Here is a 15,614-nt window from a genome sequence, read left to right as displayed (position 1 = left end):
ATAGCTATTTTTGTTTTTTAGCAGACGTACAATATATATGGGATTATCCGGCTATTAATTTATTTTTAACCTAAATCAGTCTTATTATGGAAGAAGAAAAACTTGTAACACTTGCTATCTTGACTTATTCTAAAGCTCAGATATTGAAGAATGTACTGGAGAACGAAGGCATAGAGGCATATATACATAATGTAAATCTTATACAGCCTGTCATTTCTTCAGGCGTAAGAATACGAATAAAAGAGAGTGATTTGCCACGTGCCTTAAGCATTATAGAAAGTTCTGCATGGCTGGCAGAAGATGTGGTGAAAGAACATGTGAAAGAAACTGACAAGGAACGTAAAAAACCGGTAATTCTTGTTCCTGTGGATTTCTCTGCCAACTCACTTAAAGCTTGTAAGTTCGGCTTGAATTTTGCAGCGCAGATAAAAGTGGAGGTAGTGCTGATGCACGTTTATTTCAGTCCGGTATATATGCCGAGCCTGCAGTATGCGACTGAAGGATACGGAATGCCATACGAGGCTGAATTGGGAATAAAGAGCATGCTGGACAACGTCCATAACCGTTTGAAGGAGTTGACCGATACTATAGACAAACTTATGGCGGACGGGGAGATACCGGAGGTGAAATACACATGTCTGTTGAGGGAAGGTATTCCGGAAGAAGAAATCCTGGCATACGCACGCGAGGAATCGCCATTGATGATTGTGATGGGAACACGCGGAGAAAATATGACTGAATATGGACTGATGGGAAGTGTGACGGCAGAGGTAATAGAGCGCAGTCCTGTCTTTGTATATTCCATTCCGGAGGAAGCCAAACTGATTAATTTCAAGGAAATCAATAAAGTGGCGTTTATTACAAACTTCGATCAGCGTGACTTGATTGCATTCGATTCTTTGATTACCACCTTCAAGGATTATAATTTTGAGATTTATTTCATACATCTCAATTCCAATGAAGAAAGACGTACATGGAATGAGATTAAGCTTTCTGGAATAAAGGAGTATTTCCACAAACAATATCCTGATTTGAAGATTAATTACAGTCTGGTTACTGAGGACAGTTTCTTCAATAATCTGGATGATTATGTACGGGAAGAGAATATTGATGTGTTATGCGTATCCAACTATAAGAGAAACGTCTTTGCACGTCTGTTCAACCCAAGTATTGCAAAGAAAATGATATTCCACTCACGTACACCGATTTTGATCATCAAATAAATATTTGTAGTATAGAAAAAAGCGGTAGTTCCATTCTGTGTTATGAAACTACCGCTTATATTATGAAATCATTTTCATAAGCATTTCGCGTTGGATTGAATATGAATTACTGTTTTGTTGCAGATACTTCAGCAGGAATAATCCGTTCTGTTTCAGCCTTGATTTCAGCAACAGCTGGTCATTGGCTGTTTCTTCCGAGAACAGTAAAAGGCTGACTGCTATCAGCTCAATTTTATCCATTCCGTTTTCTGATGTTGAATATTGTGATATAATTTCATCAGTGCTTATGTCCATAAGCTCTTTCGGACTTACTCCTAGCATCTCATGTGTATTGTATTCATATTTCTCCAACTCTTTGTTGTCAAGTCTTTTCTTTTTTATGATGGCAGTGACAATCATAGAGATTATCTCCTGTATCATTCTTATTATATAATCCTGTTTTATCATTTTTATGTGATGCGAAAAGCCTTGTCACTTCAGTTTTATTTTCAGAATCTTACCGCTGTTGGCTGGTAAATCTGTTCCCACAGGTTTGGAAGACATGAAGTTTATCTTTTCTTCCTTGCCGCTTATCAGATCCTTTACTTTTATGTTTCCCATCTCAGGCATTCCAAGATAGTTGAATGCATGTTCAGGTATGTTTATTGCCACTCTCATGTTCATATCTCCAAAGTTTACGGCAATAAGCAGTACCTCATCTTCGCATTGTCTGAGGAAAGCATATTGTTTATGCTCGTCCATTTGCCATCCGTTTACGTTGGCATACATCAAATCGAAGAATTTTCCACGGACTATACACTTTTCCTGATTGCAGATGTTCAGAAGCGTTTTGTAGAAGTTCCTTATACCTTTCTCTTTGGCATTAAGCAGGTGGGTATTAAATCTTCCGTGGTTTGTCCAGCGCCTTATGCTGTCAACGCTCCAATAGTCGAATATTGTTGTTCTTCCGTCTCTGCCGCTAAATCCTTCCGTATCCATTCCGCTTTCGCCAAGCTCCTGTCCGAAGTATATCATCACTGGGTTTGTATTCATGCATGCAGATACTATCATTCCAGGGAATGCTTTGTGCGGGTTTCCTGCAAAATAATCGGATGCAATACGCTGTTCGTCGTGGTTTTCCAGGAAATTAAGCATGTGACTTTGAATATCGTTCACACTTTGCCAGCAACCTGTTATGTTTGTAGCGGATGAGTTGCTGCATATTATGGATCTTAGTGTGTCGTACAGGCCTACCTTGTCGTATAAATAATCAAAGTGTCCGTTGTGTATATAATTTCTGTATTCCTGCGGATTGTAAACTTCGGCTATGAATATTATGTCAGGGAATTGTTCTTTGACTTGAGGAATGGCCCATCCCCAGAATTCGCAAGGGACCATTTCTGCCATGTCGCATCTGAAACCATCGATGTTCTTACCTGCCCAGAACAAAAGAATATCTTTCATTTTGTTCCATGTGTCAGGAATAGGTGAGAAATGGCAACCTGTGTTGTTGTAATAATCAACTCCGTAGTTAAGCTTTACAGTTTCATACCAGTCGTTTCTGTTAGGCCATGCATCAAACTTATTGTTTCCTGTCGCTTTTGCAGGCATTTCTGTATATCTGCCGGCTTCAGGATCATAAAGGTCTATATCGCCTTTCAGTTCTTCTCCCGGAATGTAATAGAAATTGTTGTTGGGATTGAACGATACAGATGTATCATCGTCCTCGCCAAGGTCTTTTACTCCTGCCGGTTTTGCCAATGATTTATACTGACGTGCCACGTGGTTAGGTACAAAATCAATAATCATTTTCATTCCGGCATTGTGTGTACGTTCTACAAGGGCTTCAAACTCTTCCATCCTTTTATCCACATCCACAGCCAGGTCCGGGTCAATGTCGTAATAATCCTTTATTGCGTATGGCGAGCCGGCTTTTCCTTTTACTACTGCAGGGTGATCCTTGCGTATCCCGTACTTTGTATAGTCTGTTTGTGTGGCATGAGCTATGATGCCTGTGTACCAGATGTGAGTGGCCCCAAGTCCTTTTATTTCAGAAAGGGCTTGTTCGGTAAAATAATCCAACTTTCCGCATCCGTTTTCTTCTATGCTTCCGTTGGTCTTGCTTGTTAGGGCCTGGTTGCCGAATAAGCGTGTAAAGACTTGATAAATGATGATTTTTTCTTCTGGATTCATAGAGTTATAGTTTAAATTAAAAAAAGAAGACACGTATCGTTTTCTACGATACGTGTCCGGTTTGTCGTGATATTATTCAATGCCGTGGGCATTAGCTTCTTTGTTGATCTTCTTGATCAATCCCTGAAGCACAGCACCCGGTCCGCATTCGATAAATTCGTCTGCTCCGTCGGCAATCATATTCTGTACTGTTTGAGTCCATCTTACAGATGCAGTCAGCTGAGCCACAAGATTTGCTTTAATCTTTGCAGGGTCTGTATATGGTTTTGCGTCAACATTCTGGTAAACAGGACATTTTGGAGTGTGGAACTCTGTTGCATTGATTGCAGCTTCAAGTTCAACTTTTGCAGGATCCATAAGAGGAGAATGGAAGGCTCCACCTACTTTCAGTGGAAGTGCGCGTTTAGCTCCAGCTTCTTTCATAAGTTCACATGCCTTGTTGATACCTTCGATAGAACCGGAGATTACTATCTGTCCAGGGCAGTTATAGTTTGCAGCTACGCAGACTTCACCTTCAGCAGCCACTTTTGCACATATTTCTTCTACTTTCTCGTCAGGCAAAGCAATGATTGCTGCCATAGTTGAAGGTTGTGCCTCGCACGCTTTCTGCATGGCCATAGCGCGTGCATATACAAGTTTCAAACCGTCTTCGAACGAGAGAGCTCCGGCTGCTACAAGTGCAGAGAATTCTCCCAGTGAGTGTCCTGCAGTCATTTCCGGCTTGAAATTTTCTCCCATGCATAATGCAGAGATTACTGAATGAAGGAATACGGCAGGCTGGGTCACTTTTGTCTGACGCAAGTCTTCATCTGTTCCGTTGAACATGATATCTGTAATACGATAACCTAGAATATCGTTTGCTTTTTCGAATAGTTCTTTGGCTAAAGCCGAATTTTCGTACAGGTCCTTGCCCATACCAACAAACTGGGCACCCTGTCCTGGAAATACAAATGCTTTCATGATTTTTCTATTTAATAATTAATAATCTTGTCGCAAAGTTAATGATTGTTTTTATATAACTACTCATTTTCAACGAAAATGTGCATAGGAACCGGCTTATGAAGGTGGTTTAATGGGCCATGCCCTTTACCTATTTGTATGTCTTTTCCGTTCAATATACCTTGATATACATATTCTTTGGCTTTTTCTACAGCTTCCTGCAATGTGTTTCCCAATGCCAGGTTTGTAGCTATGGCAGAAGATAGTGTGCATCCGGTGCCATGTGTGTTGTGACTGTCAATCTTTTTGGAAGTGAACATGTATGGATTATTGTCATCTTTTATACATAAAACGTCGCACATGTCGTTTCCGTTCAGATGTCCTCCTTTTATTAATACTGAGTGGCATCCATAATTGATAATCTTCTTACCGGCTTCCACCATATCATCGGTATTCTCAATTTTATTTCCTGTCAGTACAATAGCCTCACTCAGGTTTGGAGTAATGATTGTTGACAGCGGTATGAGTTCGTTTTTTATAGCCTCTATGGCCTCGTCTTCAATAAGCTTGCAGCCACTAGTTGACACCATTACCGGATCGAATACCACGAATTTGGGCTTGTGTTCTTTTATTGATAATGCTATGGCCTTAACAATTTCCACATCATTAATCATTCCAATTTTTATGGCTTCGGGCTTGATGTCGGTCATTACGGCATCTATCTGTGATTTTACAAAATCGGCCGGTATAGGGTGTATTCCTGTCACTCCACATGTGTTTTGCACTGTTATGGCGGTAATGGCACTTGCGGCATAACACCCCAATGCTGATATTGTTTTTATGTCGGCTTGTATGCCCGCACCGCCACTGCAGTCGGAACCGGCAATCGTGAGTACTGTATGATATTTTTTCATTGTCATAATTTAGTTGTTACAGGAGACAAAGTTAAGAATTATTTCATTCAGTCAAAGAAACAGGTTTTCATTAATAAATATTTATCTGATAAAAAATCAGTAATGATTTCCCTGCATGAATGTTGTATTTTAATAAAAAACAGCTATTTTTGCGGTAATTATAAAAATATGTATTTTATGGATTTGAATGGAAACAATCATATTGTCATAATGGCAGGAGGTATTGGAAGCCGTTTTTGGCCTATGAGTAATAAGGAATTGCCTAAACAGTTCATTGATGTATTGGGTTGTGGACGTACTTTGATACAGCTCACAATGGACAGGTTTAAGGGAATATGTCCGCCCGAAAACGTTTGGGTGGTTACGTCTGCCAATTATGAATCTATCGTAAAGGAGCAATTGCCTGAAATTCCTTCATCACAGATTCTTCTTGAGCCTTGCCGTCGTAATACAGCTCCTTGTATTGCATATGTAAGCTGGAAAATAAAGTCAAAAAATCCGAAGGCGAATATTGTAGTTACACCTAGTGACCATATAGTAATGGATGTAAACGAATTCAGAAGGGTGATAACTTCTGCAATGAAATTTACATTATCATCAGATGCTATAGTTACTCTTGGTATGAAAGCTACACGTCCGGAAACCGGATATGGCTATATCGAGGCCGATCTGACTATGGCTTGCCCGTCTAATAAGGAAATATACAGAGTAGATGCATTCAAGGAAAAACCGGACCTGGAGACAGCCAACAGATATATACAGAAGAAGAATTTCTTCTGGAATGCCGGTATCTTTGTATGGAATGTAAACACTATAGTAAACGCCATGCGTGTTTATCAGCCTGCACTGGGTAAAATATTCGAAAAGATGCTTCCTTATTATTTTACTGATAAAGAACAGGAAATGATTAATGAACTTTTCCCTATGTGTGAGAACATATCCATCGACTATGCTGTAATGGAAAAGGCTGACGAAATATATGTTTTCCCGGCATCGTTCGGATGGAGCGATCTTGGAACATGGGGCTCGCTGCATGAGAATTCAGCAAAGGATGCTTACGGCAACGTTTGTATAGGCGAAAACATAAAGATGTATGAATCACGTAATTGTGTAGTACATGCCACACAGGAGAAGAAAGTCGTAATACAGGGACTTGACGGATATATCGTGGCAGAGAAAAATGATACACTTCTTGTTTGCCGACTAAGCGAAGAGCAACGAATAAAAGAATTTTCGGAAGATTGACCAGAGCAATAATATAAAATTTGACCGGACTTGATGAAATAATCAAAAAGCCCGGTCTTTTTTGTGGTTATGAGTGATTGGTTATTGTGTTGTTTCTTATTTTATTGCTGCCAAAGCTGCTTCGTAGTTTGGCTCCTGTGTTATTTCAGGTACAAGTTCTGTGTAAACAATTTTGCCTTCAGGGTTAATTACCACTACAGAACGTGTCAGCAGGCCTTTCAGCGGACCGTCTGCAATCAGCACTCCGTATTCAGTGTCAAAATCAGAAGGATTTCTGAAGTCGGAAAGTGGAATAACATTTGCTATACCTTCTGTAGTGCAGAAACGTCCTTGTGCGAAAGGCAAATCTTTTGATATCGCCAGTACTACGGTGTTGTCCATGTTGGCTGCCATTTGGTTGAATTTTCTTACAGAAGTGGCGCAGACACCAGTGTCAAGGCTTGGGAAAATATTTAGAATTACAAACTTACCCTTTGTTTCTGATAGTTTGAATTGGCTTAAATCACCTTTTACCATTGTGAAATCCGGTGCTGTGATGCCGGTCTTTATAAATTCTCCCGCTAAATTAACGGTCGTTCCTTTGAATGCTGTTTTTGACATAATCTTGTTTTTTATATGTTATAACTAAATAACGGTTGCAGGATGGAAATTGTTCATCAAAATGAAAAAAACTTTTTATTTTATATAGTTTCGGCCTGTAATCTGGGTTAACTTATCACATTTGTCATTTTTTATTATTCTTTTTTTTATAACTTTGTGCCGGAAATAAAATCATTAATAATTTATTTATGGAACGCAAATTAAAGGATTACGCAACACTTCTCTTGAAGGGGATGGGAATGGGTGCTGCCGATGTCGTGCCTGGAGTGTCAGGTGGTACTATAGCATTTATAGTTGGAATTTATGACGAGCTGATAAATTCTATCAAGAGTATTAACGTAAAAAATCTGAAACTTCTTTTCACGGGAAAGATTTCTGAATTCTGGAAAGGAATAAACGGAAATTTCCTTATTTCTATAATATTGGGTGTCGGAATAAGTATTTTCTCATTGGCAAAGCTTATCACATGGCTGCTCACTGATCATCCTATATTGGTGTGGTCGTTTTTCTTTGGTCTGGTACTTGCTTCCACATGGTTTGTTTCAAAGGACATAAAGGAATGGAACTGGAAAACCATTCTTTCTTTTGTGATAGGCGCCGGTATAGCTTACTACATCACTGTTGCAACTCCTGCCGAGACACCAACCAATTATCTTTTCATATTCCTTTGTGGGGCAATTGCCATATGTGCCATGATTTTGCCGGGAATATCCGGAAGTTTTATCCTGGTTCTCCTTGGCAAGTATTTCTACATAATGGAGGCAGTGAAGACATTCGATATCGTTATATTGGTAATTTTCGGTATAGGCGCATTCATCGGTATAACATCTTTCTCCAGAGTTTTATCGTATGCATTGAAAAACTTCAGAAACGTAACCCTTTCAGTTCTTACAGGCTTTATGCTCGGTTCACTTAATAAAGTATGGCCATGGAAAAGGGTAGTGGAGTTTTATACTGACAGTCATGGAGTGGCTAAACCATTGATAGAGGAAAATATAGCTCCTAATCAGTTCGTAGTAGAGGCTGTAGTCCTTATGATTGTAGGATTCTTGCTGGTATATTTCCTTGAGAAACTGTCTTCAAAGAAACAGGTTGAGGCATAATGTGGATTTGTTGGAACGCTTGTTCCTGATGATATTTTTTCAGGCATGGTAAATTAATACATACCATGCCTGATTTTTTTATAATTATACAATTTATCATTTTGACAAAATGATAAATTTGTTTTGTGAGAATTGAAATTTAACGTACCAAGTTAAGAGATAACCTGAAAAATCGTACGGAAATGCCTTTGATGTGAGTTGAAAAGTTAGCTTTAATGGCGATTATCTTGCGATTTGTACTGCTCTAATGTTTAGTGTGTATAATCTGTTCTTTTATAATCGCTAATACATGTCTTTATGATAATCTGAAAATGATGCTGGCTTTTCTTGAAATAGAATTGAATTTATCAAATTTCCGCCGACTGTATATAGCTCTTGGGAAAAATAATAAAACGTTTCGGCGTTTCAGATAATATTTCAAGGCGTTTATATTGAAATGTCCTCATGTTTTTCTGTAGCTTATGACAATATCTAATGTTAAAATATTGCGGTTGTTTAACTGATTGTCTGTTTTAACTGTTTATTTTGATAAGTATTAATATGGGTGATTTAACATTACACATCTATTTTATGCTATTCTTATGGCGCTTGTGTCGCTTTTTCTGTTAAAACTATGACATTATGAGTTGATGTAGCATGAAATATGATGATATATGATATTCGTATTAAAGAAAAGGAGTTTATTTTTGATTATGAGTGTAATATAAATATGTATTACATATGTAACTTATTATGTTTTATTCAGTATTCAGACAGCTTTCTTTGCAAAAAATGTTTGGATTTTTTGATTTTCTGTTTGTTTTCTCTATCTTTGCATCAAATTAAGTTAAACTTATATGATGATGAAACAGCTTTTAACTCCTGATTATATTTTTGAGTCTAGTTGGGAAGTGTGTAATAAAGTTGGAGGCATTTACACCGTCTTATCTACAAGAGCCAAGACATTACAGGAAGCATTTGGGGATAAGATTTTTTTCATAGGACCGGATGTATGGTTGGGAAAAGAAAATCCTTTGTTTGTTGAGGATGAAAAACTACTCATAGACTGGCGTGAACATGCTTTGAGCTTTGATAAATTAAGTTTTAGAATTGGACGATGGAATATTCCTGGAAATCCTATCGCTATTCTAGTCGATTTTGCTCCTTTCTTTGAGCAAAAGAATGAAATCTATACCCAGGCATGGTTTGATTATCAGGTTGACTCCCTGCATGCTTATGGCGATTATGACGAGGCTTCAATGTTTTCGTATGCCGCAGGTAAGGTGGTCGAAAGTTATTACAGATTCTTCCTTGATGATAGCAAGAAAGTGGTATATCAGGCCCATGAATGGATGACAGGTTTGGGAGCATTGTACGTTCAGAAGCATGTTCCGGAAATAGCCACGATATTTACTACTCATGCCACTTCTATAGGTCGTTCCATTGCAGGAAACAATAAGCCGCTATACGATTATTTGTTTGCATATAATGGCGATCAGATGGCCCGTGAATTGAACATGGAGTCAAAACATTCTATAGAAAAACAGACTGCTCACCATGTTGATTGCTTCACTACAGTAAGTGAAATAACCAACAATGAATGTAAGGAATTGCTTGACAAGGCAGCTGATGTGGTATTGATGAATGGCTTTGAAGATGATTTTGTTCCTAAAGGACGTACATTTGCTGCAAAACGCAAAAAAGCCAGACAGGTAATGCTAAACCTCGCAAACAAGCTGCTTGGTACTTCACTGGGCGATGATACTCTTATTATAGGTACCAGCGGAAGATATGAATTTAAGAATAAAGGAATCAATGTTTACCTTGAAACTCTAAATCGTCTGACAAGAGACAAAAATCTTAAAAAAGACGTTCTGGCTTTCATAAACGTGCCTGGATGGGTAGGAGATGCCAGACAGGATCTTATCGACAGACTGAACAGCAAGGAAAATTTCAATACTCCTCTTGAAGTTCCATTCGTTACACATTGGTTGCACAATATGAGTCACGACCAGGTATTGGACATGCTTAAATATCTTAACATGTCGAATTCTGCCGATTCTAAGGTGAAGGTTATATTTGTGCCGTGTTATCTTGACGGAAAGGACGGTATCCTGAATATGACATATTATGATCTGGTGCTTGGTTATGACCTTAGCGTATATCCGTCATATTATGAGCCATGGGGATACACTCCGCTTGAGAGTATCGCATTCAAGGTTCCTACCATTACATCCGATTTGGCCGGTTTCGGACTTTGGGTTAATTCTGTTGTAGGACATAACGGAGAACTTGCCGATGGAGTGAAAGTTATACACCGTACAGATTATAACTATTCTGAGGTGGCTGATGCCATAAAAGATACTATAAGCGAATTTTCGTCTTTGGATCAGAAACAGATAGAGAAAATACGCAAGAATGCTGCTGCCATAGCTGAAAAGGCATTATGGAAGCATTTCATCAAATATTATTACGAAGCATACGACGTGGCTTTGCGCAATGCTTCGGTAAGACTGAAGAAAAATAAAAAAGAGAATTAATAATTTTAAGTATTTGAAAGATATGAAAATTAAAACAAATTATGCTAATGCTCCTGTATGGAAAGAGGTTACAGTAAAATCTCGTATTCCTGATTCTTTGAAAATGTTACAGGAAATGGCCCGCAACATTTGGTGGTCATGGAATTATGAAGCAACAGATATGTTTAAGTCTCTTGATCCTGAATTATGGAGTGTAGTAGGACAGAACCCTGTTGCCTTTTTGGAACGTTTAAGTTATGAAAAACTCGAAGCTATTTCTACAGACAAGAAGGCTTTGGATAATATAAATAAAGTATATAAGAAATTTACCGACTATATGAGTGTTGCTTCTAACAAGGAACGTCCTTCAGTGGCTTACTTCTGTATGGAGTACGGTATGACTCACGTATTGAAGATTTATTCAGGAGGTCTTGGTATCCTTGCCGGTGACTATCTGAAAGAAGCTTCAGACAGCAACGTTGATATGTGTGCCGTAGGTTTCTTGTATCGTTACGGATATTTCACTCAGAGCCTGTCAATGGACGGACAGCAGGTGGCAAACTACGAAGCTCAGAACTTCGGTAGCCTTCCTTTGGACCGCGTAATCGGTGAAGACGGTAAGCCATTGGTAGTGGATGTTCCTTATCTTGACTACTATGTTCATGCATATGTTTGGAGAGTAAACGTAGGTCGTGTACCTTTGTATCTGCTTGATACAGATAATGAAATGAACAGCGAGTTCGACCGTCCTATCACTCATCAGCTTTATGGTGGCGACTGGGAAAACCGTTTGAAACAGGAAATTCTTCTTGGTATTGGTGGTGTGCTGTTGCTTGAGAAACTTGGCATCAAGAAAGATATCTACCACTGCAACGAAGGACATGCCGCATTGTGTAACGTACAGCGTCTGTGCGAATTCGTAGAAAGCGGAATGACATTCGAACAGGCTCTTGAAGTAGTACGTGCTTCTTCATTATATACTGTTCATACTCCGGTTCCTGCTGGTCACGACTACTTCGACGAAGGTTTGTTCGGCAAGTATATGGGTGGTTATCCACAGCGTATGGGTATTTCATGGCAGGATCTTATGGATCTTGGACGTATCAATCCGGGTGACAACAACGAACGTTTCTGTATGTCAACATTCGCTTGCAACACTTGTCAGGAAGTTAACGGTGTAAGCTGGTTGCACGGAAAAGTTTCTCAGGAAATGTTCTCAGGTATCTGGAAAGGATATTATCCGGAAGAAAACCATGTAGGATATGTCACTAACGGTGTTCACTTCCCAACTTGGTGTGCTTCAGAATGGAAGAAACTTTACAACAAATATTTCGATGCAAACTTCCTGAAAGACCAGTCTAATCCTAAGATCTGGGAGGCTATCTACAATGTGCCTGATGAAGAAATCTGGAACACTCGTCTTGCATTGAAGAACAAACTTACTGACTATATACGTAATCAGTTCCGCGATACATGGTTGAAGAACCAGGGTGATCCTTCACGCGTGGTTTCATTGATGGATAAGATCAATCCTAACGCACTGTTGATCGGTTTCGCTCGTCGTTTCGCTACTTACAAACGTGCTCATCTGTTGTTTACTGACCTTGACCGTTTGGCTAAGATTGTTAACAACCCTAACTATCCTGTACAGTTCCTGTTCGCAGGTAAGGCTCACCCACACGATGGCGCTGGTCAGGGATTGATCAAGAAGATTGTAGAAATCTCTAAGCGTCCTGAATTCTTGGGTAAGATTATCTTCCTCGAAAACTACGATATGAAACTTGCACGTCGTCTTGTTTCAGGTGTTGATATCTGGATGAACACTCCGACACGTCCTCTTGAAGCATCTGGTACATCAGGTGAAAAGGCTTTGATGAATGGTGTAGTAAACTTCTCTGTACTCGACGGATGGTGGCTTGAAGGTTACCGCGAAGGTGCAGGATGGGCTTTGACAGAAAAACGTACTTACCAGAATCAGGAACATCAGGATCAGCTTGATGCTGCTACTATCTACAGTATCCTTGAAACTGAAATCCTTCCATTGTACTACGCTCGCAACAAGAAGGGCTATTCTGAAGGATGGGTTAGAACTATCAAGAACTCTATCGCACAGGTCGCTCCTCACTATACAATGAAGCGTCAGCTTGACGATTACTATTCTAAGTTCTATACTAAAGAAGCTAACCGTTATAAGATGCTTGCTGCAAACGACTATGCTAAGGCTAAGGAAATTGCTGCATGGAAAGAAGAAGTTGTATCTAAGTGGGATTCAATTCAGGTTGTTTCTTTGAATAAGGAAGAAGAACTTCGCGAAGGTAACGTAGAAAGCGGTAAGGACTATACAATCACTTGCGTAGTTGACGAAAAGGGATTGAAAGATGCTGTTGGTATCGAACTTGTAGTTACTTACAAGAATGCTGAAGGCAAAGAACACATTTACTCTGTAACTCCTATGGAAGTTGTCAAGGTAGAAGGTGACCTGTACACATTCCAGCTTACTCACAGCTTGTCAAATGCAGGTAGCTTCAAGGTTTCATACCGTATGTATCCTAAGAACCATGAATTGGCACACCGTCAGGACTTCTGCTACGTACGTTGGTTTAATGAATAATTAATACATTCTATTAATTAATATCGCCAATCATGTCGGTCTGGAGATCTTTTATAAGATTTTCAGACCGATTTTTTTATATTCTGTATTTTTACTCTTATTTTTGTAGAAATACGATATTAATAAGACTGTATATGAAGATACTTGTAGTAGAAGACGATAAAGACTTGATGGAAATAATAACCAAGTCGCTTGAAAAGGAGAGGTATGTGGTTTCGCAAGCTCCTGATTATCGGACGGCAGTGATGAAGGCAGGTGATTATGATTACGACTGCATCCTGCTTGACATAATGCTTCCAGATGGAAACGGTCTTGATCTTCTGGCTGAACTTCAGGAAATGGGTAAGAAAGCCAATGTGATAATACTTTCGGCCAAGGACTCTATAGAGGATAAGGTGAAGGGACTTGACTTGGGTGCCGACGATTATCTTCCCAAGCCTTTTCATCTGGCAGAGCTTCATGCACGCATCAAGAGTCTGCTAAGGAGAAACATGAGAGAAGGGGAAAAGAAAATTGTCTTCGGCAATATTGAAATCCAGCCTGAAAAGTTTGAAGTTCAGGTAGGAGGTAAGCCTATAGAACTTAATCGCAAGGAATACGACATCCTGGTATATTTCATGCTCCGGCCTAACAGACTGGTGAATAAAAGCACTTTGGCTGAATCCGTTTGGGGAGATCATATAGACCAGGTGGATAATTTCGACTTTATTTATGCTCAGATAAAGAATCTTAGGAAAAGGCTTAAGAATGCCGGTTCCACTCCCGAGCTGAAAGCTGTTTATGGTATAGGATATAAATTCGTATTAGAATGAAACTGTTTCACAATGTGATGCTGCATGTATCAGTGGCATCAGTATTTATAATGACTGCCTGGGCAGTATTTTTCTATTGGGCTATAATAGATGAGGTGAATGATGAGGTGGATGATTCGCTTGAAGATTATTCCGAGAGTCTTATTGTCAGATATCTTAATGGTGAGGACATGCCTTCTTTGAACAATGGCTCAAATAACCAGTTTTATATGTACGATGTGAGTAGTGAATATGCCGAGACATATCCTCAAATATCATATCGTGATGAAATGGTATATATTGATGATAAGCTGGAGTATGAGCCGGCTAGAATTCTTATGACTATTTTTAAGACTGACACAGGGTACAAGGAGCTAGTTGTATATACGCCTACCATTGATAAACTTGATTTGCAAAGGTCTATTCTGGGATGGATAGTAGCGCTTTATGCAGGTATTTTGCTTATACTGCTGTTGCTCAACGTATGGATATTCCGGCGCAATATGAAACCGTTGTATGTCCTCTTGTCATGGTTTAATAACTACAAGATAGGCAGCGGATATAAGCCGCTTTCTAATAAAACAAAAATCACGGAGTTCAAGGAACTGTATCATGCCGTTACCATGTCTGCACAGCGTAATGAGAAACTTTACGAACAGCAGAAAATGTTTATTGGCAACGCTTCTCATGAGATGCAGACGCCTTTGGCTATATGTCTTAACAGGCTTGAAATGCTGATGGAAGATGAAAATCTGACGGAAAAACAGATGGAAGAAATAGCAAAGACACGCCAGACATTGGAGAATATCACCCGTATGAACAAGTCGTTGTTACTGCTATGTAAGATTGAGAATGGCCTGTATGCTGATGTGAAGGAAGTGTCTGTCAATTCGTTGGTGAGTCAGTATATAGATACGTTCAATGACGTATATTCTTATAAGAACATTACTGTTAAGGTAACTGAAATGTCATCTCTCAGCATGCAGATAAATGAATCGTTGGCCATAATACTGGTGTCAAATCTTCTGAAGAATGCCTATTTGCATAACTGTGTGAATGGTAAGATTGATGTAGTTATCTCCGAAAAAGATTTTACTGTTTCAAACACAGGTGAATCAGCTTTGGACTCTTCAAAAATATTCACCCGTTTTTATCAGGGAAGCAAGAAAGAAGGTTCTACAGGCCTGGGGCTGGCATTGATACATACCATTTGCAGGGCTAATAACATCAACATATCCTATGAGTTTAGGGATAAGATGCATGTATTCAAGGTGTCTCTATAGAGAAAAGTGATATTATTTCAAAAAAAAAATCAGGAAAAGTGGATTTTTCCAGAATCTTTTCAGTATTGTGTATAATCTTTGCAATATAAAATTAAAGACAGTACTAACAATTAAAATTTTAAAGTTATGAAATTCCCATGAGATAAAAAAATCACGCCAAAGAGAATGTAAATAGTCAAGCTGAAGTTACCTTTGTATAGTGTAACCCTAAATGTATCAGTTATGGCAGAAGTGA

12 protein-coding genes are annotated in these 15,614 nt (G+C 39.0%); 7 read left to right on the top strand and 5 right to left on the bottom strand.

Annotated features, from left to right (window positions below; genetic code table 11):
- Window positions 1-86: 86 nt before the first annotated feature.
- The gene (locus tag H6A61_RS12210) at window positions 87-1,223 is read left to right on the top strand and encodes a universal stress protein (RefSeq protein ID WP_154042564.1); all 1,137 of its coding nucleotides are present in this window, start codon (window positions 87-89) and stop codon (window positions 1,221-1,223) included.
- Window positions 1,224-1,283: 60 nt separating this feature from the next.
- Here the strand turns inward: H6A61_RS12210 and H6A61_RS12205 are convergent, their stop codons facing one another.
- The 4 genes from H6A61_RS12205 to thiD all read right to left on the bottom strand — a co-directional run bounded on the left by H6A61_RS12205 (window position 1,284) and on the right by thiD (window position 5,248).
- On the bottom strand, window positions 1,284-1,670 hold the full coding sequence (locus tag H6A61_RS12205) for a hypothetical protein (RefSeq protein WP_204393974.1): 387 nt from the start codon (window positions 1,668-1,670) through the stop codon (window positions 1,284-1,286).
- Between the two features lie 24 nt (window positions 1,671-1,694).
- Window positions 1,695-3,395, bottom strand: coding sequence for an alpha-amylase family glycosyl hydrolase (locus H6A61_RS12200; protein WP_204393972.1), 1,701 nt, complete (start codon window positions 3,393-3,395; stop codon window positions 1,695-1,697).
- Between the two features lie 72 nt (window positions 3,396-3,467).
- Entirely contained in the window at window positions 3,468-4,355 is an 888-nt protein-coding gene (gene fabD, locus H6A61_RS12195; RefSeq protein WP_154042567.1) for an ACP S-malonyltransferase, read from the bottom strand.
- A gap of 59 nt (window positions 4,356-4,414) precedes the next feature.
- Entirely contained in the window at window positions 4,415-5,248 is an 834-nt protein-coding gene (thiD, locus tag H6A61_RS12190; protein ID WP_204393970.1) for a bifunctional hydroxymethylpyrimidine kinase/phosphomethylpyrimidine kinase, read from the bottom strand.
- A gap of 177 nt (window positions 5,249-5,425) precedes the next feature.
- Between thiD and H6A61_RS12185 the strand changes: the two genes are divergently transcribed.
- Window positions 5,426-6,493, top strand: a complete 1,068-nt coding sequence (locus H6A61_RS12185) for a mannose-1-phosphate guanylyltransferase (RefSeq protein WP_154042568.1) — start codon at window positions 5,426-5,428, stop codon at window positions 6,491-6,493.
- Window positions 6,494-6,589: 96 nt separating this feature from the next.
- Here H6A61_RS12185 and tpx read toward each other — a convergent pair whose 3' ends face one another.
- Complete coding sequence (gene tpx / locus H6A61_RS12180) at window positions 6,590-7,093, bottom strand: thiol peroxidase (RefSeq protein WP_154042569.1); 504 nt, start codon at window positions 7,091-7,093, stop codon at window positions 6,590-6,592.
- A 188-nt stretch (window positions 7,094-7,281) separates the two neighbouring features.
- Between tpx and H6A61_RS12175 the strand changes: the two genes are divergently transcribed.
- The 5 genes from H6A61_RS12175 to H6A61_RS12155 all read left to right on the top strand — a co-directional run bounded on the left by H6A61_RS12175 (window position 7,282) and on the right by H6A61_RS12155 (window position 15,379).
- On the top strand, window positions 7,282-8,196 hold the full coding sequence (locus H6A61_RS12175; RefSeq protein WP_204393968.1) for a DUF368 domain-containing protein: 915 nt from the start codon (window positions 7,282-7,284) through the stop codon (window positions 8,194-8,196).
- A gap of 839 nt (window positions 8,197-9,035) precedes the next feature.
- Window positions 9,036-10,715, top strand: coding sequence for a glycogen/starch synthase (locus H6A61_RS12170; RefSeq protein WP_204393992.1), 1,680 nt, complete (start codon window positions 9,036-9,038; stop codon window positions 10,713-10,715).
- 22 nt (window positions 10,716-10,737) lie between these two features.
- Window positions 10,738-13,305: an alpha-glucan family phosphorylase gene (glgP, locus tag H6A61_RS12165; protein WP_204393966.1), complete on the top strand. Its 2,568-nt coding sequence runs from the start codon at window positions 10,738-10,740 to the stop codon at window positions 13,303-13,305.
- 134 nt (window positions 13,306-13,439) lie between these two features.
- Window positions 13,440-14,117, top strand: a complete 678-nt coding sequence (locus H6A61_RS12160; protein WP_204393964.1) for a response regulator transcription factor — start codon at window positions 13,440-13,442, stop codon at window positions 14,115-14,117.
- The gene (locus tag H6A61_RS12155; RefSeq protein ID WP_204393962.1) at window positions 14,114-15,379 is read left to right on the top strand and encodes a sensor histidine kinase; all 1,266 of its coding nucleotides are present in this window, start codon (window positions 14,114-14,116) and stop codon (window positions 15,377-15,379) included. Before H6A61_RS12160 ends, H6A61_RS12155 begins: the two co-directional genes overlap by 4 nt.
- The last annotated feature ends 235 nt before the right edge of the window (window positions 15,380-15,614 follow it).

Source organism: Bacteroides caecigallinarum (assembly GCF_016901995.1).
GTDB classification, from domain to species: domain Bacteria; phylum Bacteroidota; class Bacteroidia; order Bacteroidales; family Bacteroidaceae; genus Phocaeicola; species Phocaeicola cellulolyticus.
This window is presented reverse-complemented; position numbering and strand designations above follow the sequence as displayed.

Coding starts and splice junctions, on each gene's coding strand:
- tpx (WP_154042569.1), bottom strand. CDS start 7,093: ATGTCAAAAACAGCATTCAAAGGAACGACCGTTAATTTAGCGGGAGAA.
- H6A61_RS12170 (WP_204393992.1), top strand. CDS start 9,036: ATGATGAAACAGCTTTTAACTCCTGATTATATTTTTGAGTCTAGTTGG.
- H6A61_RS12160 (WP_204393964.1), top strand. CDS start 13,440: ATGAAGATACTTGTAGTAGAAGACGATAAAGACTTGATGGAAATAATA.
- H6A61_RS12200 (WP_204393972.1), bottom strand. CDS start 3,395: ATGAATCCAGAAGAAAAAATCATCATTTATCAAGTCTTTACACGCTTA.
- H6A61_RS12155 (WP_204393962.1), top strand. CDS start 14,114: ATGAAACTGTTTCACAATGTGATGCTGCATGTATCAGTGGCATCAGTA.
- H6A61_RS12205 (WP_204393974.1), bottom strand. CDS start 1,670: ATGATAAAACAGGATTATATAATAAGAATGATACAGGAGATAATCTCT.
- fabD (WP_154042567.1), bottom strand. CDS start 4,355: ATGAAAGCATTTGTATTTCCAGGACAGGGTGCCCAGTTTGTTGGTATG.
- glgP (WP_204393966.1), top strand. CDS start 10,738: ATGAAAATTAAAACAAATTATGCTAATGCTCCTGTATGGAAAGAGGTT.
- H6A61_RS12210 (WP_154042564.1), top strand. CDS start 87: ATGGAAGAAGAAAAACTTGTAACACTTGCTATCTTGACTTATTCTAAA.
- H6A61_RS12175 (WP_204393968.1), top strand. CDS start 7,282: ATGGAACGCAAATTAAAGGATTACGCAACACTTCTCTTGAAGGGGATG.
- thiD (WP_204393970.1), bottom strand. CDS start 5,248: ATGAAAAAATATCATACAGTACTCACGATTGCCGGTTCCGACTGCAGT.
- H6A61_RS12185 (WP_154042568.1), top strand. CDS start 5,426: ATGGATTTGAATGGAAACAATCATATTGTCATAATGGCAGGAGGTATT.